This is a genomic window from Legionella lytica, assembly GCF_044626755.1.
Lineage (GTDB): Bacteria > Pseudomonadota > Gammaproteobacteria > Legionellales > Legionellaceae > Legionella > Legionella lytica_A.
In genome coordinates, this window is the sequence record NZ_JBGORX010000006.1 from 47,360 (window position 1) to 68,559 (window position 21,200).

Sequence of the window (21,200 nt, forward strand, 5' to 3'; positions counted from 1 at the left end):
ATCGTAAGGGTGATTTCATGGGAAAAATTAAGGTTTCTTTCAGCTGGGTTAATCAAGAAAAGCTCCCCTTAATCATACAACCACAAGACCAACAACTATTAAGTGCTGAGCATCTCGTGCAATTTCTTAATGAGGAAAATGCATTATTTCAAGAGCAATTATTAAAACATGGCGCCGTTTTATTTCGTAATTTTCAAGTTAATGCTCCGGGGGCATTTTTGAATGTCATTAATGCCTGTGCTTTGGGTACGGTTTTTGATTATGATTTCTGCACGGTTCCCCGCACCAAAATTCAAAAAGGCGTTTATACCTCCATTAATTACACGCAAAAGGCGATTCCTATGCACAATGAAAAAGCATATGACTATGATACCCCAAGCCATATCTATTTTAATTGCGCACAGCCTTCTGAAACCGGCGGATGTACTCCCTTAATTGATGGCAATAAGTTATGGTTTTCTCTTCCTGAAGCCCTAAGGAATAAATTGGAGCTTCATGGGGTTATGTATCGTCGCTACTTTTATGGCGAAGGCGTTAAATTGAAATTAATCCGCAAAATAGGTGGCGGGATTAATTGCAGAACCTGGATGGAACAGTTTGATACCCACGAAAAAAGTGTGGTTGATGAGATGCTCGCCGGCACCATTTACCAACATCAATGGACGGTAGGAAATGGCTTAATTACGAAAAAAATAATGCCACCTTATCGTCAGCATCCGCTCTCAGGAAAGCTGGTTTGGTTTAATCAATGCCATAATCTTAATCGTTATTTTAGTACGAACACCAGTTATATTCGTATGAAGGTAAAAAACCCTATTGCACATTATATTATGCAGCTGCCAAGCTTATCCCCGCTTATGGCTCGTTTTGGCAATGAAGAGCACTTTTCGAAACATGAAATCGATACCATCAGTCAATTGATGCGTGAACAGCAGGTAATGACTCCGTGGCAAAAAGGTGATGTAATGATTGTTGATAATTACTCGTGCTTGCATGGCAAAACAGGCCATACGGGTGAACGTTTAATTTTAGTCGGCATGACCCAAAGACCATCCGATGTATCTGATATAGTCGACCCTAATTTAGAGTAAAAAGAATGAACAAAAAGGAATTTGCGATTGGTGAGTTGTACTATATAAATGAGCTGGAAGTTTCTATATTACTCAGAGAGATATATGGCTTGGATGCTTATTTACGCGATTTTTTGACCTTAGACGCCAATTCAGTAGTATTTGATATAGGCGCTAATATTGGTATTTTTTCTTTATATGCTTTGTATCAGTGTGATGAACAAGCAAAAATCTACAGCTTCGAACCGATCCCTGCGACCTTTGAGTGCTTGCGCAATAATTTAGCGCCGTTTGCGGATAAAGTACAGGTTTATAATATGGGTATTGGTAATGTTCCCGAGGAATGCACTGTTGAATTTACTCTTTTTGGCGCAGCAACCGCCACCGCAACCTATCGGCCTGAAGATAAAATTATTTCAAATTTTCAACCCCAATTAAATTATGATACTTTATTGAAACTCTCCAGTCGGCGAGATCGTAAATTATATTATCTCTTAAAATACCTACCTTTTTTGCGCAAATACCTGATTAAAAAGAATTACACGAAGAGAACAACGTCGCACAAAGTTCTATGCAAACTTGAATCCCTAGGACGCTTTATTGAGAAAAACCATATTGATCATATCGATTTTTTAAAAGTCGATGTTGAGGGGGCTGAATTTGAAGTTATTAAAAGTATTTTCCCGCAGCAGTTTGCGACGATAAAACAGTTGGCAATAGAAGTTCATGATATTGAACATCGCGTTGAGCAAATAACCGCTTTTCTCAAAGAAAAAGGATATGAGATAAAAATATACCGCAGTCCGGTTATGGAAAGGCTGGGATTTAATCATCATATGGTTTATGCAAAACAGAAAAGCCACTTCAGTAAACCTTCTTTTAATGGAAGTAATCCCAGGCTCACAAGAGCCCAGACTTAGAATAATTCATCCTAACCACTTCCCAAAGAAACATATTGTTGAAATAACAAACAACCACTCGTATACTTTTAATATAAAGCAATCAATGTGTTTAAAAAACAGAGGGTAACATGCTGACAAAGTTCGTAAAGAAAAGTAAATTGGTTGCTTTACTGAATACATTTAATGCTGATGACATACCGCTTGATTCAGGAAGCTTAGAGCAACTGTTAGATGAATATTCCCCGCCCTACAGCCACAAGCAAAATTTAATGCGTCTGGTTAATGCAGTAAAACAAGGGGATATAAATAACCCAGCGTTTCGTGATGAAAAAGCCGAATTTTATTTAATTTATCTCTATTTAAGCCACCAATTCTTAACGCATCAAATCCCACCTGAGCATGCACATGCTGATCTCAGCGGTTTGATGCAAACGCTGGAAAGACAGCAACAATCTAATGAGGATATTCCTGCACTGAACAAAGAAGAGTTCCTGCAAAGTTACCTCTATTTGCTAGGCAAGAAAGATTATCAGCAAGAATTAGTTGTGCTTAAAGCAGATGAAAATGATCTTGCACTAATTACATATGCCGAAAAACTAAGCAAAAATTATCCTAATGTTTCAGAGGCCTATATCTTACAGAAGATACGTGAATTAACGGGTATTAATAAACTATTTCTACTCGTTCCTAAAAAACCTGAAAGTGATGCGTTGCTGGAAGAGGCTTTAATTCACCCAGCGGGACTAACTGAACCGCTGTCAACACCAGCAGCTGAAATAAGTTACCAGGAGCGAGCTTGGATACTTATCCCCCCCATTGAACTGGTGACTTGGCTTGCCAACCAATGTACTCCGGAACATCAGATTGAAATGGAGCCCTGTCTTGGGGTCATTGGGACCGAAACCTTATATCGTGATTTTCATCTAAATAATAAGCGCCCCGTAACCCTGGCCTCAAGGAATGTCAGTAAAAACTTGACCATGGCACATAACCTTAGCTCAACAACACTAGGTATTCTTGCGCATGACATCTATTTCCATTTTATGGCATTAGCCTTACTCCCCCCCAATGGATTTCGTCTAATTACTGAAGTCATCTTAGCTGAATTAAAACAAATGAAGGAATATGAACCAGGCATACCCCAAGCAGAGCAGAGCAAAAATATTAATGATTTAATTGAATTTCTTAACGATTTTGCAGCTGTATCAGATACTAAAACTAGAGAGTCCCAACCTCTAGAACAAATAGCTGCCTATGTGTTAACTGCAATGGTACGAAACAACACTAATTTTTTTATTTTCTTAAAAATAGCGCAGTCATTAACCGTAAATAATGAACAACTAAGCAAGCAATATAATGTCAACATCAACTCATTAATTAACCTTATCTATGGTGAACAAGCAGAGTTGATTCCGAAACTTATAGCCTGTGGTTCAGCCTACGCGCAAAAGGTTTATGAGGGGGTAATACAATTGCATCAAAAAAAATTACTCACATCGGTTAATACGGAATTATTATTTGCTCATAAAGAATATGCGACCCAACTAACAACCGTTCTTATTGCTTTAGAGCATTATTCTGTAGCACCTGTCCACCTACTCCAAATAGCACAAAGTGGCATGTGTGCGAATAAATTAACCGAGGTATATAAAACATTATCTTCTGAAAAGCGAGACTCCATAGCGCAACTCATAACCAAGTATATTGTCCTCCCCATACGCGAGGATGTCCAAACGGTATCTAGCTCCTCCTTAGAAGCACTCCTTATGTTACAAGAACATCCAGTGTTGCTTCATAACTCCACTATCTTAGAGCGGGTGATGGCCGGAGGAATCCACGCTAATCACATGGCCGAATGTGTGATTGTCCTATATAACCAAGGTATTTCTATAGATGAGAACATGCTCGATATAATCGAACGAAATAAGGGGCGCAGCTTTTCAACCACGACACTACTCTTTCTCTGTAACCATGCAGAACTAAGTAGTAATCCCTATTTTTTTGATTATCTACTTGGCCAAGGCAAACAAATTGCATACATTGTGCAGATACTTAATGCACAGCAGCCTAAAGATCTTCAGGCATTTTCGGAAGAAACTGATTTCGCAATAGGATGTGCGGCGTCTGCTTTACCAGTCCAAGGTTCATTAGAGTCCATCAAAGCCAAATTTAACTTAATTGGCTCAGACAGCACAAAAGAAGCGATTACCTCTGCCGCAGCTCATCCCGAGCAAACAGCACGAGGCCTGGCAACCGTTCTCTATGCTAATTATACTCTAGCCCCAGATACACCCTATCCTAACATTCAAGCCTATATAGAGGACCATAAAATACTCTCTGACAGTAGCTTTACCGCTTTCTTTGCTATGTTATTCGCTCATGATATTCACCTATCGCATCAAGCGATAGAGATTTTAAACAATAAGCCTTTGGAGCAGCGGAACCTTATTAATTTAATTGTGTGTATCAGCAAATTCATTAGCTTAAATCCGCAGTTATTAGATGAAAAAGCAATAGAGCATTTGTGTTCGCTACCATCGACTCCCTCACTTTTAAACCAACCGACAATGGTTATTTATACAACCTGTAAAAAATTGGATGACTTAATTAAGTTATCGACTAATTCAACCTCCAACACCCTGTTTGCAGGCACTAAATTACCATCGAACTCAGTGCAATTAACTCAAGAATTAATGACATCTCTGTGCCATGGAGCCCCGATATCACCTGAAAATTGGCAGCAACTAGAAAAAATAGATGCTGTGAAAAAAATAATGGAGCCAATTGCTAACAAATTCCCGAATTTAATACCAGAGATAACAAGCTCATCAATGCAATTGGGTGAGTAAGAAAACTCATGCTTAGCGCTCATGAAGCTAAGCATCCTATACTTTAAAAAATTGGCTCAGCCCGCTATCCCATCTCCTGCACTTCCCGCTTCGGATGGCGACTTAAATAATCAACCGATTGCATCTCCATCAGTCGACTGCGAGTCCGTTTAAACATTTCCAACAGCTCGCCCTTTAAATACAACTGCTCCACAGGAACTGCAGCAGAAATAATAATATTAACCCCGCGGTCATACATTACATCAATAAAGTGAATAAACATGATTGCTTGTAAGGTATGATTCTCCGTTAACTGGGGCACATCACTAATAAAAATAGAATCAAACATACCCGCAAGTTCTAAATAGTCCAACTGACTACGTGGCAAATTGCACAGTACATTAAAGTCAAACCAAATGGATTTATCACCACGCTGCAAATACGAAATATCCCGATTCTGAATCAAGATCATCCCAGCTCCTTGAGTCGGTGCTGCTAAACTTAGGAATTGCTGTTCCATCTTTTCTTGCGTTTGAGGGCTCAAAGGAAATAAATAAGCATCCACTAAGGGCTCACGCCCGACGCGATAATCTCTTAGCTCATTGAGATTTAAAACCTGGCAATTGTTATTAATTGCGGTAATCGCCGGTAAAAATCGTTTACGATGCACCCCATTTTTATACAGCTCGTCAGGCATAGTATTCGATGAAATAACTAAGATGACCCCATGCGCAATTAAAGCCTGTAAAAGCTCCGCTAAAATCATCGCGTAGGCTACATCGTGCACCAAAAACTCATCAAAGCATAAGACGCGAACTGATTTAGACAGATTTTTCGCAATCTGTCGTAAGGGATCTTTCTGCCCCTGTAAACGCCGTAGCTGAGCATCAACTTGTTGCATAAAATGATGAAAATGAAAACGCGCTTTTTGGCTTTCCGCAATATGGTCATAAAAAAGGTCTACTAAGTACGTTTTACCCGCACCTACGGGCCCATAGATATACAAGCCTTGGATATGTGGTTTACGCATCCAGGCAAACCAGGATGCCTTTGCCTTTTCTAAATCTTGAGCAAGCCGCTCCATATGCGCCAAAATCTCGCGTTGCAAGGGATCATCATTAATCTCACCACGCTCAATCGCGGCGTCATAGTAGGCCGTCAAGGTCATATGAGCTTTACCTGTGTACTCAGATATTCGCTTAGCTTATTTTTTAACTCTATTAGCTTGCCATGGAAAAAATGCGTCGTCTCGGCAAAACGAATTACCGGTATTTCGGGTTGTGCTTGCGCCGCAAAATCAAAGACCATATCCGGAGGCACTACTTCATCCTCATCACCTTGAATAATTACCCAAGGATAAGGAGCCGGACTAAACGCATTGTAATCGTAGTGATGCACAGCGGGTGCGACACTAATCAAGAGGAGGTGAGCGCATTGTGCTGCAACACGATAAGTCACAAAAGAGCCAAAAGAAAACCCGGCAAAAATAAATTGAGCTTCGGGCTGCTCTTTTTTCCAGGCATTCACCAAAGAAAGCATATCTTCACTTTCACCAATCCCCGCATCATAAACACCTTCAGACTGACCCACCCCACGAAAATTAAAACGTAAGGAAGGAATACCTAAGTCCTTGAAAGTACGTGCCAAAGTGGTCACTACTTTATTGGTCATCGTCCCACCCTGTAAGGAGTGAGGATGTCCTAAAAAGGCAATGTAATTAGAAACTCTTTGTTCTGGAACCGTCAAAACAGCTTCCAATTGACCAACCACACCACGTAACGTTAAAAGATGCTCGCCGGGGACGGCTAATTTTTCAGTGATTTGCATAAAAAACCTGTTATTATAACGAGCATAAATGATAACTCAGAATCAAAGATGATGAAAATGCATAACGAACAAAAAGAATCCGCTATCCCCGGAGAAACTCAAGCAACCCTCTGGTCCAAGCGCTTTATTCTATTAGTCGTAGTGCCTGCTGCTGTGCTTATTTCAGGAATAGTTTTATATCTATTCGGTGGTCGTTATGTTTCAACTGACAACGCCTACATTAAAGCCGACCTGATCCCGCTTAGCCCACAAGTTTCAGGAGCCATCCAAGAAGTATTGGTCCAGGAAAACCAAACAGTAAAAAAAGGTCAACTACTTTACCGCATTGATCAGCGCCCTTATCAAGTTGCCCTAGCGAAAGCTGAATCTAAATTGGCGCAGGTAAATATCGATATTAAAGCACTCAAAGCCAATTATTTGGAAAAGAAAGCAGAAATCGCCTTGGCGCGTACCAAATATAATTTCTCTTTACGGAATAAGCAGCGCCAGGTAGACCTGGCCGAAAAGCATTTTGCCTCTCAATCCAGCCTTGATGAAGCCAGTGAAGGCGCAGAGGTTGCAGCCCAACAAATTGTAACGATAGAACATAGCCTCCAAAGCCTCGCAGAATCACTTGCAGGCAGCATTAATGCTCCAGTAGAACAACATCCAACCTATCTGGTGGCTAAAGCTGAGTTGGAACAAGCACAACTTGATTTAGAACACACAGAGGTAAAAGCTCCTGTTTCTGGAACGATTAATATTCCCCCCAAGAAAGGGCAATATGTAACTCGAGGAGCAATTGTCATGTCGTTAGTGGCACAGGAGCATCCGTGGATTGAGGCTAATTTTACGGAAAAAGAATTAACTTACGTACGTCCAGGACAAAAAGTAACTGCGTCGGTAGATATTTATCCCGGACAAAAATGGACTGGTGTAGTGCAAAGTATTAGCCCTGCAACTGGCTCCGAGTTTTCCATCATCCCAGCACAAAATGCCACCGGGAACTGGGTTAAGATCGCTCAGCGAGTTGCCGTGCGGATTCAATTAGATCAAAGCAAAAACAACCAACAACTACGTTCTGGTTTAAGCTCCTGGGTAGAGATTGATACAGAGCATAAACGTTATGCGCTTAAATAATCATGCTAGAAAATAAGCCCAATCCCAGCGCAAGCAACAGACTATTCATTACCTTATCAATCATGCTTGCTACCGTCATGCAGTCACTAGATACCACCATTGCTAATGTGGCCTTGCCTCATATGCAAGGCGGCATGGGCGCTACTCAAGAACAGATTTCCTGGGTACTTACCTCTTATATTGTTGCCGCAGCTATCTTTACACCCTTAACTGGTTTTTTAGGTGATCATTTCGGGCGTCGACGTATTTTCATTTGGTCTGTTATTGGTTTCACCGTTGCTTCCATGTTGTGTGGTGCGGCACAAACCCTGCCGCAAATTATTGTATTCCGCTTACTGCAAGGAATTTTTGGCGCCAGTTTAGTGCCTCTGTCGCAATCGGTTCTTCTTGACACCTATCCTCCTGAAAAACATGGCTCGGCTATGGCAATGTGGGGCATGGGGGTTATGGTGGGTCCAATCCTTGGCCCATCATTAGGGGGCTGGTTAACTGAGTATTATAACTGGCGTTGGGTATTTTATATTAATTTACCTTTCGGTATCTTTGCATGGTTAGGCTTAACCATGTTCTTACAAGAAAATAAACTTAAGCTCGGCAAGCATTTTGACATGATGGGTTTTGCCTTTTTAAGTATTGCTATTGGAGCATTACAGCTATTCCTGGACCGCGGCGAATCCTTAGACTGGCTTAATAGCGATGAAATTATCATCGAAGGCCTGGTAGCCCTAACCTGTTTGTACTTGTTTGGTGCCCATATTCTTACTGCTCGCAGTCCATTTATTGAACCAGCGATGTTTAAAGACCGCAACTTCAGCGTCGGGTTAGTATTTATCTTCATTATCGGCATTATTCTTTTGGCAACCATGGCGCTCATGCCACCTTACATGCAGGGTTTATTAAATTATCCAGTAATTGATGTAGGAATGCTTTTAGCACCGCGTGGACTGGGAACCATGACTGCCATGATGATTGTAGGTAAGCTCTCTGGGAAAGTAGATACACGCTACCAAATTTTCCTCGGTCTAATTCTCACCTGTTATTCTTTATGGATGATGACCTTATTCAATGCCAATATTAGCGGCCATGACATTGTCTTAAGTGGGGTCATTCAAGGACTGGGTTTAGGCTTTATTTTTGTGCCCCTCTCAACCTTATCTTTTGCTACCTTACCAACTCAATATCGTAACGATGGTACCGCCTTATTTAGTCTGTTACGTAATATCGGCAGCAGCATTGGTATTTCCATTGTCATGACCAAATTAGCCCAAAGCACACAAATGAATCACGCCGCCTATGCTAATTTCATAACTCCCTTGAATATGAATTTACAACAAGCCAGCCAGTCCGGTATTTATTCCTTAAATTCACTGAGTGGTCTAGTTTCTCTGAATGCAGAAGTCACCCGCCAAGCCACCCTGATGGCTTACTTACAAGATTTTCGCTTTATGATGTGGCTGGTATTATCTGCCATACCCTTATTATTCCTCTTAAAGGCTCCCGCTAAGAAAGCGAAAGAAGAAGCACCTTCTCAATTACCTGAATTTGAACTATGATATCTGAGGTTGTTAATTGCTTAAAATAATAGAATTATCAGCCTCATGGCGCGTTGACCCCAAGTAAGCATTTATAGAATACTCTCAGTATTCCTCATTGCAAGCTAAGGCAGCGACCCTTTATCATCTCAATTTATGGAGGACTTGATCCATGCGACAGGTACCTGAAGTATATTTTAGTTTTATTAGCCATGCGCCCCTTAGCCTGCTAAGGAGTGCTACATGAAAATTCATGATTTTAAACGCAAAAAACAAGAGCAGCTAAAAATCGCCATGCTTACTTGTTATGATTATCCTTCCGCATGCACTATTGCTGAATCGGATATTGACTGTGTTTTGGTTGGTGATTCAGTGGCAATGGCAGTCCATGGCCATGAAACAACCATTACGGCAACCATGGACATGATGGCTCTGCATACAGAAGCCGTAGCTCGTGGCCTAAAACATCAATTTTTAATTACTGACCTCCCCTTTTTAAGCCATAAAATGTCTCTGGCGCAAACGGTTGAGAATGTAACTCGCCTTTTACGTGCAGGTGCCCATGCAGTAAAAATTGAAGGTGGTGATGCAGATACTTGTAAAACCATTAATCATCTAGTCACTGCCGGCGTTCCCGTAATCGGTCATATAGGCTTAACCCCCCAATCAGTGCACCAATTAGGTGGTTTTAAGGTGCAGGGAAAAAGTCAGGAGCAAGCAGACATCCTGCTGCAACAAGCGCTTGAATTAGAGCAAGCGGGTTGCTTTGCCCTCGTTATCGAATGCGTACCTCAACAAGTTGCTAAACACATTAGCGATGCATTGAGTATCCCCACTATTGGTATTGGTGCCGGTGCAGATACCGACGGACAAGTCCTAGTTTGGCATGATATGTTAGGCTTGCAAACTAGCCATAAATTTAAATTTGTTAAACGCTACGCTCAAGGTAAAGACCTGCTGCTTGAAGCAATTAATGCTTATGCAGCTCAGGTACATCAAGTGAGTTTCCCGACACCTGAGTATGCTTTTTAGCAGGCGAAATTTACAGACTTTAAGCAAATTAATGGCGCCAACTTAAGGAACCTGGTAGCGTAACAAGTAGGCTGGGCTATAAAGCCCAGCAAACAATATGCGTACAATTCCGATGCGGGACTTTGCAGCCCAGCCTACACTCATCAATACAAGAACAAAGCACCTTGTATTGTTAAGTTGATTGCATTACATGAACACTTACAGAAACATGCAGGAGTAATTCATGCAAATTTTTCATGACCTTCACGAATGGATAAACTTTCGCCAACAGCTGCCAAGTGAGCAGACTATTGGCTTTGCGCCCACGATGGGTAATTTACATGCCGGCCATGCCTCTTTATTTTTAGCAAGCCGAAAAGAAAATCACTATACCGCCACCACCTTATTTGTTAACCCCACGCAATTTAATCAAGCAGATGACTACAAGCACTATCCTCGTACTTTAGAAGCGGACATACGTATTATGGAAAAAGCAGGAGTCGATTTTTGTATCTTGCCTACCGAAAAAACAATGTATCCGGATCAGTATAACTATCAAGTGCACGAGCACCAGCTGTGCCAGCTGATGGAAGGAGCTCAACGTCCAGGTCATTTTAACGGTGTATTGACGGTAGTTATGAAATTGCTGAACCTGGTTAAGCCTCACAAAGCTTATTTTGGTGAAAAAGATTATCAACAGTATTTGCTTATCAGGGAAATGGTTAAAGCCTTTTTTATGGAGGTGGACATTATCCCCTGCCCCATTATTCGGGAGCCCAGTGGTTTAGCCTATAGTTCTCGTAATAATCGTTTAAACCCTGGAGAAAAAGCGTTAGCTGAAGTCTTTGCCCAACTATTTCAGCAAAAAGACAAAACCTGCACACAACTTCAAGCCGAGATAAGCGCGAAGAATATTGCTGTTGAATACATTGAAGAATACGATCATCGCCGTTTTGCGGCTGTACGTATTGGGGATATTCGTTTAATCGATAATTATTGCTTATGATTTTAATCGGCATAACCTGGTTGCTCGCAACCAGGGTTTCTTTTAAAACAAAATGAATTCAAAAAACCTAACCCGTATTGGCGTAGCGTAATACGGGAGCAACCTTGGCCTGCGCCTATAACAACTCCGGTACCGCTTCTTGAGCCACTGCACCCACCACAGCTACTTGAGGTGCCAGTTGATAACCAGCCCCCACTGAAGTTGATTGGGCAGGAATACCAGCCCACTGGGTGTTCTCCGGTAAGCATTCCCCTTTCATTAATAAAGAAAGACTACCTAAAGAAGAGTTCTCTTCCATCACCGTGTTGTAGAGTACAATGGATCCAGTACCGACATTACAGCCTGAATTAATCGTTACATTAGACACTTTAAAGATACGATCTTCATAAAGATGGGTCTGAATTATAGTTTCCGCATTAATGCACACATCATCACCAATAGTGATTAAATCAAATTCAGAAAACTCGGCACTGTCAGTAAATACCCGCTTGCCCGCCTTAGTACCTAAACAACGATGGATCCACAGTGCAAATGGAGTGCCTAAAACCTTATTGGTTAAATGAGGATTGGTGTAATAGTTATAGGAATATTCAATAACATCATTTTGCCAAATAAAAGGATCCCAAATAGGCTTGGTTAAGGGCTTTAATTTGCCCAAAAGAACCCATTTTAAGCCGACTAAAACCCCAACCATACACACCGTAAGGAATAGCTCGGAAACGGGTAATACAAGCGCGGTAAGCCCCCAAGAATAAGTTGCCAGCATGTAGTCCAGAATATAAAGCAGGTTAAACAAAACTATTAATGAAAAGGACGTCGGTAAAATAATTCGTAAAAACTCAATTAACAAACGCGTGCAATACAGTTTTTTTGATGGATAAAAAGTTTCTTTATCAGAAAAACCAACAAATACCTCGCGTTTTGGCAAATATACAGCAGGAGAACCTAACCATGCAGAATTGACCTCAGTTGCCTTATCTCCTGGAGGAGTTATTGACAAACATCCAAGCAAGGCGCGCTCGCCTAATTCTTTACCTGCCGACAGTAAACTCACATTCCCAACGAAACCACGACGCCCCACAGAAACTGGAGCAAAATTAATTGCACCCTGATAAACATGGGGCCAAGCTAAAGCCACGGAACTTGCTGTAAATCCCCCCTCTTCGATCGTCACTAAATCGGGAATAATGTGTGGGGTCTCTCCCATTTCTACACTTTTACCAAGTTTAGCGCCAAGAAGCCGCAAAAAGGCCGGCAAATAAAGGGTATCCGCCATCACAGAGATTTCATCGCTGTCCAGCATTTTTACGATAATCCAATGACGCAGATAATAAAAGCTCTTCAAGGAATACTGGCCTGGTTTTACCTTATCCAGAATAATTTTTTTGCAGACAATGACGCACAGATAATACAAACTTAAGAAAAGCATCGAGCCCAAAGGAACAGCGAAGAAAATCGTTGTGAAATAACTGCCCTGATCATAGTAATAACTGATAAAAGAAAGCGCGGGTATCAAGCATAAATAGAACATGACCATAACAAAGACAATGCCTAAATAATGCAAAATACCAAACATCGTATTTTCCAGCATTGTTGATTCTTCAACTTCGACTTTTTTCCTGGTGATGTGATCACCAGGAAGCTCTCCCGGCACCGCAGGAGAACCCGAAAAATAAGAGCCTTGAGGCATATAACTTTGCTCAGGCAACATGGACATATCATCCAATACCGCATTATCTTCAACAACGCTATTTAAGCCAATTACAGCACGGGCACCAATATAGCAATTATCGCCAATAGTAATGGTCCCTATTTTCAACCAACCATCCTCCACAATATATCCATAAAGACGGCTATCCGTATTAATGGATGTATTATCGCCAATGACTAATAAATCATGAGCAGCAATCTGCATAGAACCTATATGACAGTTTTGACCGATTTTAGCCCCTAATAGACGATAATAAATTCGGACTAAGGGAGAACCTACGAGGTATTTAGCCAAAAATAGGTTTTTCTGCAGTTTCTGTACTAACCACCAACGGTAATAAAACCAACCCCACAGCGGATATTCACCCGGTTTCACTCGACCTAATAAAATCCACTTCATCGCAACAGTAATCATTAACGAAATAATCGGTAATGATAAAAATAAAGCTAAAAAGGCTAACTGTGATTCACGAGAAATAATGGAATATTCTGAGGTCACCCAACTGTAACATAAAACCACCGCCAGCAATTGAAAGGTGCCCACCGCATATTGCAGTAAACAACCAAAGAATTGCCCTAGGCCACAGAGATAATATTTCCATTGCGGAGCACGGTATTTGGGTTTACGCTGCACCTCTGCTTGAGGAGTAGAATTCGCATCCTTAAATTTTTGTTCTAGCTGGCTAATAGTGGGGTTTTTATATAAATCCAAAATAGAGATATTACGTAACGCAGGAATTCTGCGTAAGCTCGATATTGCCTTTGCAGCCAGTAAAGAATGTCCGCCTAAATCATAGAAAAAGTCAGCATCCACCGACACTTTAGGATAATCCAGTACTTTCTCCCAAACATGGGCAATTTCTTTTGCTAACTCTGATTTAGGTGCGGTATATACTCTCTCCGCTCTCGTTTGAGTTGGTTTAGGTAACGCCTTGCGATTTACTTTCCCACTCGATAAAACCGGAAACGATTCCAAAACTTCTGTAATCGCTGGAATCATATAATCTGGTAAATTAGTTTTTAAAAAAGACGTAAGTTCACTGGCATTAAATTTAGCATTTTTTTCGAGCAAAACATAAGCAACTAAGGTGGGTTGATCCAGGGTTTGTAAAGAGGCAACCGCTTGCTTAATACCTGGGTATTGCATTATTACCGCTTCAATTTCATTGAGTTCAATACGAAAACCACGGAGCTTGACCTGATCATCAATGCGTCCAGCAAAGCGTATATCACCATGTTCTGTTTTAGAGGCTAAATCCCCTGTACGATATAAGCGCTGCTGATTTGTGGGATTAGTTACAAATTTTTCCGCGGTACTTTCCGGACGATTCACATAGCCACGAGCCAGAGCCATACCGCTAATACATAACTCGCCCTCTTCGCCATCTCTTACTTCATTTAAATGTTCATCAACAATTAAAACACCATATCCAGAAAGAGGTTTACCGATGGTAATTTCTTTTTCTGGATAACATTCCGAATAAGTGGCAATTACGGTTGCTTCCGTAGGGCCGTAAGTATTGATAATTCTAAGACCCTTGCGGCTCCAGTTTTTAACCAAACTGGCAGGACAGGTTTCCCCACCTAAAATTAGCAAACGTAAATCAGGTAACTGCCCTTCCAAGGTAGACAAAAGAGTGGGGACCGTAGAGAGTACGCTGACTTGATGTTGATTTAAAAAGGAAATTAAACCAAGCCCGGAGCGAACTTCTTTTGCAGTACAAGCAACCAAGGCAGCACCATTAGCAAAAGCCATCCACAACTCTTCTAATGACGCATCAAAAGCTAAAGAAAAGCCTTGATAGACACGATCATTGCTCGTTATCTCATAAAGTGCACTCGCCTCTCTTACATAGTGACAAATACTGCTTTGTGGAATTTCTACACCTTTGGGCTTACCTGTCGAACCAGAAGTGTAAATGACATAGCACAAATCATCTGCACTCTGTTCATTTAGAGTCGAAACCAATCTTTTGGTAGGTTGCTGGGATAGTTCTTCACTAAGTTCATCAAGAGCAAAAGTGCTAGGCCAAGCTAGTTTTTTTTGAGTTAATTGAGTGGTGGAGGTCAATACCGCAGTAAATTGCAGATCAGAAAAAATATAATTAATTCGTTCCTCAGGATAATCCACTTCGATGGGAACGTAAGCTGCACCTGCTTTTAATGTAGCAAGGATAGCAATATAACATTCAACGGAACGTTCCAAAAGAATACCAACTATGCTACCTTTTGATACCTTATTCGCAACCAGATAATGAGCTAACTGGTTCGCACGACATTCTAATTCTTGGTATGAAATAAAAGCATTATCACAAATTAAGGCAATATTGCTCGGAAAGCTATCGACTGATCGCTCAAAAAAATGATGCAACTGCATAGTGTTATCACCGGAAGAAAAACTCAAGTTGGCTTGCTCCTACTAAACGCACCATTCCCACAAAGTAATTGATTTTTGCTGATAAAAAGCACCGAAAACCCCATACTTTAAATATATTATATTTAGCATCAATAGTAAAAGGCTTAGGAAAAAAACACCGTAGCGGAGCTTAATTTGAGGGATTATAATTCTTTCTTGTCTGACAAGCGACACTCAAGGATATAAATTTTTATTAAAGCACGAGACGCCACATAGCGCCCAATAAATTTCTGTATATTTAAACATCTTATCAAAGGGGATTGAATCGGCCAGGCTTTAACCTCATTTTCAAACGCACTTACCCTGAAAATTGACGAGAAAGAAACTCCTGGATAAAGCCCCATGCTCTTTCATAGCAGAGATGCTTCCCTCAGGAGTTCCTCTGATGATGTATTCACGGCCTTAGATGCCCCTATTCACTCCATAAAAATTTCGTGTAAAAAATTCGTCATTGCTTGCCATGAGCGTTTCGCAGCAACAGAGTTATACATTAGTCCTAATTGTGTATCATGAGCGTTAGGATTGGTGAATGCATGCTGCACCTGGCCATACATATGCAACTGCCAATCCACTTTTGCCGCAGTCATTTCCTGACAAAATGCATTGGCCTGCTCAGGATTTGCCATCGGATCTTCATAACCATGTAAAGCTAACACCTTTGCTTTAATTGCATCGGACTTCATAGTTCCAGGCTTATTCAGCAAGCCATGAAAACTCACCGCACCTTTGATGTCCGCTCCAGAGCGAGCTAACTCTAAAGCACACAGGCCGCCAAAGCAAAAACCTATAATCGCAACACGCTCCTTATCGACTTCAGGAATGGAGAGCACAGTATTTAAAGCAAGGTCTATACGCCGACGAAGCAATGCTTGGTTAGAAACTAAAGGTTGTATTAATGCTGATTTTTCTTCCGTCGTTGTACCAATCTGGGCATTACCAAACATATCCAGGGCAAAACCAAGATACCCCATCTCAGCAAGCATGCTTGCTTTTTGACAAGCAAATTCATTACGTCCGGACCAATCATGGGCTACAATTACTGCAGGGCGAGTTCCTTCTGTAGAAGAGTCATAAGCCAGAAAACCATGAAGTTCTAGTTCATCCTGATGATATATATAGTTTGAAGTATGCATGTGCTATCCCTGAAATAAACGATAACGATAGTCTAGGTGAATCTACTTAAATGTCCAGTGATTTAATAATTGGTTCCGTTCATAAAATACAGCGGTTCTCAGCAATAAAAATAAGGAAATTTTTACTCTATAGTGTTTGATAATAAAGGAATTGTGAACCAATAAAAAAATTGGTCTACACTAAAAGAAAATAAAAGGAATTAGTATCATGTTAACTACATCATTAACATATGTTAGGGATTTATTACATGCTAAATTCTGCTATCAAGTTTTTATTACTCCCATTCATTTTCCCCTGGAAAAGGAATATCGCGATTTTGCAAAATTAGCTTGTGAAATTATGGAGAAAAGACGTACGGAAGTAATTCATAAGGAACACCCTCGTCATCACGTATTACATCGCTTTATCCCCAACAAAATAACCAAAGATAAAAAAATTCTTATTACCCATGGCTGGATATCACGAGCGGCTTATATGATGCGTATTATCGATACGTTGCAGCAACAGGGATACGAAGTCTATGCTCTTGATTTTCCTGCTCATGGAGAGGCCAAAGGACTACAATTACCCTGGATGGATGCAGTGAATGTAATTAAGGAAACCTTAAACGAGTATGGTCCGTTCTATGGAGCAATTGGACATTCTTTTGGAGGCTCCATGTTGCTTAATACCTTAAATTTATCCGGACAACTTCCTGAATGGCACCTACATTATAAACCGGAGCGCGCCATATTAATTGCCTCTCCAACTCATATGCGTGGTCCCGTAGCCAGTGTGGCTAAAAAATTTCGTCTGAGTGGGCATGGCTATATTCACTTACGCCATCTCATGGAGGAAAGCGCAAAAGTTGGTTTAAATCGAATTCAATTAAATCATTTTATTTCCCAATCTCCAAATATCCCCTTTTTATGCATTCATGGAGATTTAGACAAAACGGTGAGCACCAAAGAATCAATTCGTTTTTGCCAACAATACCCGAATGCGGATTTACGGATTTTGACTAATGCGAATCATGTTAGCGTATTGATGGATGAGCGCGTGGAAAGTTTGGTGCGGGATTTTTTAGAGTAGGACTTCAAAGTAAAGCCTGGTTGCATGCAACCAGGCACTGAATAAATTAGCCAAAAACGACCTGCACGCTACGCTTCAATATATTGGCGCAGTTTCTTCATGGCATTTTTTTCAAGCTGTCGTACACGCTCAGCGGATACGCCATATTTTTCGGCTAAATCATGCAAGGTCAGCTTGTCATCTGCTAACCAGCGTTGTTGCAGGATATCTTGGCTGCGCTCATCAAGCTGCTCTAAAGCAAGCATTAATTTCTCACGCCCCTGCTCCCCACTGTCTTCCTTCTCTAATGCTAAAGCCGGATCGTCATTGGCATTAAATAAATAGTGTTCTGGTGCATGGAAAACATCACCACCGTCATCCGAATCAGAAGCTTCATAGGGAGAATCCATCGCATTCAAGCGCTGCTCCATCAACAAAACATCCTTAGTGCTTACACCCAGATCTTTTGCTACCACTTCAACTTCTTCACTAGTAAACCAGCCTAAGCGATTCTTCATCTGACGAAGATTAAAAAATAACTTACGTTGCGCTTTAGTCGTCGCAACCTTGACAATACGCCAGTTGCGTAATACAAATTCATGGATTTCCGCTTTAATCCAATGGACTGCGAAAGAAACTAGGCGTACGCCCATTTTAGGGTCAAATCGTTTTACAGCTTTCATTAACCCAACATTGCCTTCTTGAATTAAATCATTCAAAGGCAAACCATAACCTAAATAACCTCGAGCAACTCGAACAACATAGCGTAAATGAGCAAGCACTAAGTGTCTGGCTGCTTCAAGATCCCCTTCGGAATGAAAACGCTCGGCATAGGCAAGCTCTTCCTCCAAAGTTAACATCGGAAGTTGATTAACTCTATGAATGTACGCATCAAGACTGCCTATGGGTAAATTCATAGCAGCAAGGTGCAATTGTTGACTCATATGTCATCCTCTTGGAATTAAACTACAATTGAGGTTCTATAGAAGCTAATTGCCGTTTTACCGACAAACAGGCCCCTAACCAACCTAGTATAATAGCAAATATAATGAGTAGCAAGATTTGCCGCATAGAAAGAAGATCAACCGAGTAGTGCATTTGATAAACAAATGCGAGGTGATTAACGGCTTTGGCTAAACTCAAAATAAAGATATTAACTAAAAATGCAGCAAATACAGCGCCAATAACCCCATACCAAATCCCTGAATACAGAAAAGGACGAAGAATAAAAGGATCTTTCGCACCAATTAACTTTAATACTTGAATCTCTTCCTGACGACTGTGTAGCGCTAAACGCAATGTCGTACCAATGATCAGCACCACCGCTAAAGCGAGCAATATGAATAAACCATCTGAAAAATGAGCAGCAAATCGTATCAGAGCATCAAGGCGACTAATCCACTCCATATCAACCTTGGTTTGCTCAACCCCAGCCAAAGTCTGCAATTGCTGTGCCAGTTGATCCAACTTAAGGGGAGAATCAACGGATACAGCTGGCTGCACCGTCACCACTGCTGGTAATGGATTTTCAGGAAGGTAACGCATGATATCCTGCATGCCCTCTTGCTTGGTTAATTCCGCAAGCCCAGCTGCGGGCGATTTCAGGGAAACCTGGCCAACTCCCCCTGTATCACGTACTTTCTGTACCAATTGTTGTTGTTCTGCTTCCGTCAAATTAGGTTTTAGATAAATAGAAATCGGGCCACCACGTTTCCAATCGCTCGTCAGCTTATTTATATTATCAGTGCAGACCCAAAAAAGTGCGGGTAATGCCAATGCAATGGCAATTACCACCGATGTCATTAAGGTAGCCACGGGTTTACTGCACAGATAATTTAAACTGTGTGTTGCTGCCTGAACGTGATAGGCAAAAAAGGGTCGTAATTTCGTTAACACACCCGGCCTCCTTTAAGCATGACAATTCGGTGTTTCATGCGGGCAATTAAAGGTAAATCATGAGTGGCAATTAAGACACTCACCCCAACCTGATTAAATTGCTCAAATAGAGACATAATTTCCGTAGACAGCTTGGGGTCTAAATTTCCAGTGGGTTCATCCGCCAATAATAAAGCAGGCTTATGGACTACGGCGCGCGCAATACCAACTCGTTGTTGCTCTCCTCCAGACAGATGAGGCGGAAGCATTTTTTCCTTACTCAATAAACCGACCATGTCTAAAGCCGCATGCACCCGTTTTGCAATCATGGGATAAGGTGTGCCCTGGATTTGTAAGGGTAAGGCAACATTATCAAAGATACTACGATCATTCAGTAAATAAGGCGATTGAAAAGTAATTCCCAATTGGCTGCGGTGAGCGGCTACATCACGACGCTTCAAGTGGTTTAAACGCAGGCCATTCACCATTAACTGTCCCGATGTTGGCCATTCTAAAAGCGCGATGAGCTTCAATAAAGTGCTTTTTCCTGCTCCCGAATGCCCAGTAAGAAACGCCATTTCGCCCTTTTGTAAGGAAAAATTAACGTTGCTTAAGGCTTCATAGCCACCAGGATAGCGTTTACTTACCTGCTCAAATGTGATCATGAAACAATGCACCAACAAATTGTTCAGCATCAAAGGGACGTAAGTCTTCGATCCCTTCACCAATACCTATATAACGAAAGGGTATTCCCAATTCACTCGCAATCGCAAATAATATCCCGCCTTTAGCCGTTCCATCTAACTTGGTCATTGTAATGCCCGTTAAATTTACTGCTTCATGGAATTGGCGTGCCTGCACTAATGCATTCTGACCGATACTTGCATCCAAGATTAACATCGTTTCATGAGGCGCTTCTGGACAAAGCTTTTGTAAAACTCGCTTTACTTTCTTCAACTCATCCATCAGATTGCCCTGGGTATGCAAACGTCCAGCGGTATCTGCAATAAGTACATCGACCTTACGTGCTTTTGCTGCTTGCAGCGCATCAAAAACTACGGAAGCACTATCAGCTCCCGTATGTTGGGCGATGACAGGGATGTCATTGCGCTCACCCCAAACCTGCAATTGCTCTACTGCTGCCGCTCTAAAGGTATCGCCTGCAGCCAACATGACTTTTTTGCCTTGTTGCTGAAACTGTTTCGCAAGCTTACCAATGGTGGTCGTTTTTCCAGCCCCATTGACCCCTACCATTAAAATGACAAAAGGCGAATGATCTTCGGTCTCTAACGTTAAAGGGGTATCGTTTTGGGTTAGAATGGATTGTAAATGCGCTTTAAGGGCATCATAAACCGCCTCACCATTAGCTAATTTCTGACGCTCTAATCCATCAGTAATTTGTTTTAAGACCGTTTGCGTTGTATTAATTCCAAGATCCGCGGAAATGAGTATCGTTTCTAACTCATCTAACAGCTCTTGGCTAATCTCTTTTTTACCTAAAAGAAGTCGCCCTATACCATCACCTAATTGGTGACGAGTCTTACTTAGGCTCTTGCGAAAACGCGCAAAAATACCTTCTTTGGTAACTTCGGGTTCAGGTTCTACAGAGCGGGGAATCGCCTCAGAAATAGACTCTTCGATTTCCTGCTGTTCCTTGCTCTCGGGAGGAGCTTCACTTTGGCCTCGTTTAAACCATTTAATCATATTAGTATACAAATCC

At 41.3% G+C, this 21,200-nt stretch carries 16 protein-coding genes; 8 read left to right on the forward strand and 8 right to left on the reverse strand.

Annotated elements, in window-relative coordinates; genetic code table 11:
- Nucleotides 1–17: 17 nt before the first annotated feature.
- The 3 genes from ACD661_RS12735 to ACD661_RS12745 all read left to right on the forward strand — a co-directional run bounded on the left by ACD661_RS12735 (nt 18) and on the right by ACD661_RS12745 (nt 4,821).
- Complete coding sequence (locus tag ACD661_RS12735; protein WP_400188247.1) at nt 18–1,091, forward strand: TauD/TfdA family dioxygenase; 1,074 nt, start codon at nt 18–20, stop codon at nt 1,089–1,091.
- 5 nt (nt 1,092–1,096) lie between these two features.
- Nucleotides 1,097–1,990 (forward strand): FkbM family methyltransferase, encoded by an 894-nt coding sequence (locus ACD661_RS12740; RefSeq protein ID WP_400188248.1) that lies wholly within the window; start codon nt 1,097–1,099, stop codon nt 1,988–1,990.
- 110 nt (nt 1,991–2,100) lie between these two features.
- Nucleotides 2,101–4,821 carry a hypothetical protein gene (locus tag ACD661_RS12745; protein ID WP_400188249.1) on the forward strand — a complete coding sequence of 907 codons (2,721 nt, stop codon included), beginning with the start codon at nt 2,101–2,103 and terminating at the stop codon, nt 4,819–4,821.
- Between the two features lie 64 nt (nt 4,822–4,885).
- Here the strand turns inward: ACD661_RS12745 and zapE are convergent, their stop codons facing one another.
- Together zapE and ACD661_RS12755 are read right to left on the reverse strand one after the other, a co-directional pair.
- On the reverse strand, nt 4,886–5,968 hold the full coding sequence (gene zapE / locus ACD661_RS12750; RefSeq protein ID WP_400188250.1) for a cell division protein ZapE: 1,083 nt from the start codon (nt 5,966–5,968) through the stop codon (nt 4,886–4,888).
- The gene (locus ACD661_RS12755; RefSeq protein ID WP_400188251.1) at nt 5,965–6,627 is read right to left on the reverse strand and encodes an alpha/beta hydrolase; all 663 of its coding nucleotides are present in this window, start codon (nt 6,625–6,627) and stop codon (nt 5,965–5,967) included. The genes zapE and ACD661_RS12755 overlap by 4 nt, the downstream gene beginning before the upstream one ends.
- 57 nt (nt 6,628–6,684) lie before the next feature.
- On the opposite strand from ACD661_RS12755, the gene ACD661_RS12760 reads away from it, so the two are divergent.
- The 4 genes from ACD661_RS12760 to panC all read left to right on the forward strand — a co-directional run bounded on the left by ACD661_RS12760 (nt 6,685) and on the right by panC (nt 11,295).
- Entirely contained in the window at nt 6,685–7,746 is a 1,062-nt protein-coding gene (locus tag ACD661_RS12760; RefSeq protein WP_400188252.1) for an HlyD family secretion protein, read from the forward strand.
- A 2-nt stretch (nt 7,747–7,748) separates the two neighbouring features.
- Nucleotides 7,749–9,299, forward strand: a complete 1,551-nt coding sequence (locus ACD661_RS12765; protein WP_400188253.1) for a DHA2 family efflux MFS transporter permease subunit — start codon at nt 7,749–7,751, stop codon at nt 9,297–9,299.
- A gap of 222 nt (nt 9,300–9,521) precedes the next feature.
- Nucleotides 9,522–10,310, forward strand: coding sequence for a 3-methyl-2-oxobutanoate hydroxymethyltransferase (gene panB / locus ACD661_RS12770; RefSeq protein WP_400188254.1), 789 nt, complete (start codon nt 9,522–9,524; stop codon nt 10,308–10,310).
- Between the two features lie 223 nt (nt 10,311–10,533).
- Nucleotides 10,534–11,295, forward strand: coding sequence for a pantoate--beta-alanine ligase (gene panC, locus ACD661_RS12775; protein WP_400188255.1), 762 nt, complete (start codon nt 10,534–10,536; stop codon nt 11,293–11,295).
- Between the two features lie 115 nt (nt 11,296–11,410).
- Here the strand turns inward: panC and ACD661_RS12780 are convergent, their stop codons facing one another.
- The gene (locus ACD661_RS12780) at nt 11,411–15,409 is read right to left on the reverse strand and encodes a Pls/PosA family non-ribosomal peptide synthetase (protein ID WP_400188256.1); all 3,999 of its coding nucleotides are present in this window, start codon (nt 15,407–15,409) and stop codon (nt 11,411–11,413) included.
- Nucleotides 15,410–15,837: 428 nt separating this feature from the next.
- Nucleotides 15,838–16,554 (reverse strand): dienelactone hydrolase family protein, encoded by a 717-nt coding sequence (locus ACD661_RS12785; protein WP_400188257.1) that lies wholly within the window; start codon nt 16,552–16,554, stop codon nt 15,838–15,840.
- Nucleotides 16,555–16,762: 208 nt separating this feature from the next.
- Between ACD661_RS12785 and ACD661_RS12790 the strand changes: the two genes are divergently transcribed.
- Nucleotides 16,763–17,626 (forward strand): alpha/beta hydrolase, encoded by an 864-nt coding sequence (locus tag ACD661_RS12790; protein ID WP_400188258.1) that lies wholly within the window; start codon nt 16,763–16,765, stop codon nt 17,624–17,626.
- 68 nt (nt 17,627–17,694) lie between these two features.
- Here the strand turns inward: ACD661_RS12790 and rpoH are convergent, their stop codons facing one another.
- From rpoH to ftsY, 4 genes are read right to left on the reverse strand one after another with little or no spacing between them, the layout of a single operon-like run.
- A complete protein-coding gene (gene rpoH, locus ACD661_RS12795) occupies nt 17,695–18,549 on the reverse strand; it encodes an RNA polymerase sigma factor RpoH (protein ID WP_400188259.1) in 855 nt (284 codons plus the stop codon).
- A 22-nt stretch (nt 18,550–18,571) separates the two neighbouring features.
- Nucleotides 18,572–19,501, reverse strand: coding sequence for a permease-like cell division protein FtsX (gene ftsX / locus ACD661_RS12800; RefSeq protein WP_400188260.1), 930 nt, complete (start codon nt 19,499–19,501; stop codon nt 18,572–18,574).
- Nucleotides 19,495–20,145: a cell division ATP-binding protein FtsE gene (gene ftsE / locus ACD661_RS12805; protein ID WP_400188261.1), complete on the reverse strand. Its 651-nt coding sequence runs from the start codon at nt 20,143–20,145 to the stop codon at nt 19,495–19,497. Before ftsE ends, ftsX begins: the two co-directional genes overlap by 7 nt.
- Nucleotides 20,132–21,184: a signal recognition particle-docking protein FtsY gene (ftsY, locus tag ACD661_RS12810; protein ID WP_400188262.1), complete on the reverse strand. Its 1,053-nt coding sequence runs from the start codon at nt 21,182–21,184 to the stop codon at nt 20,132–20,134. The genes ftsE and ftsY overlap by 14 nt, the downstream gene beginning before the upstream one ends.
- Nucleotides 21,185–21,200 lie beyond the last annotated feature (16 nt).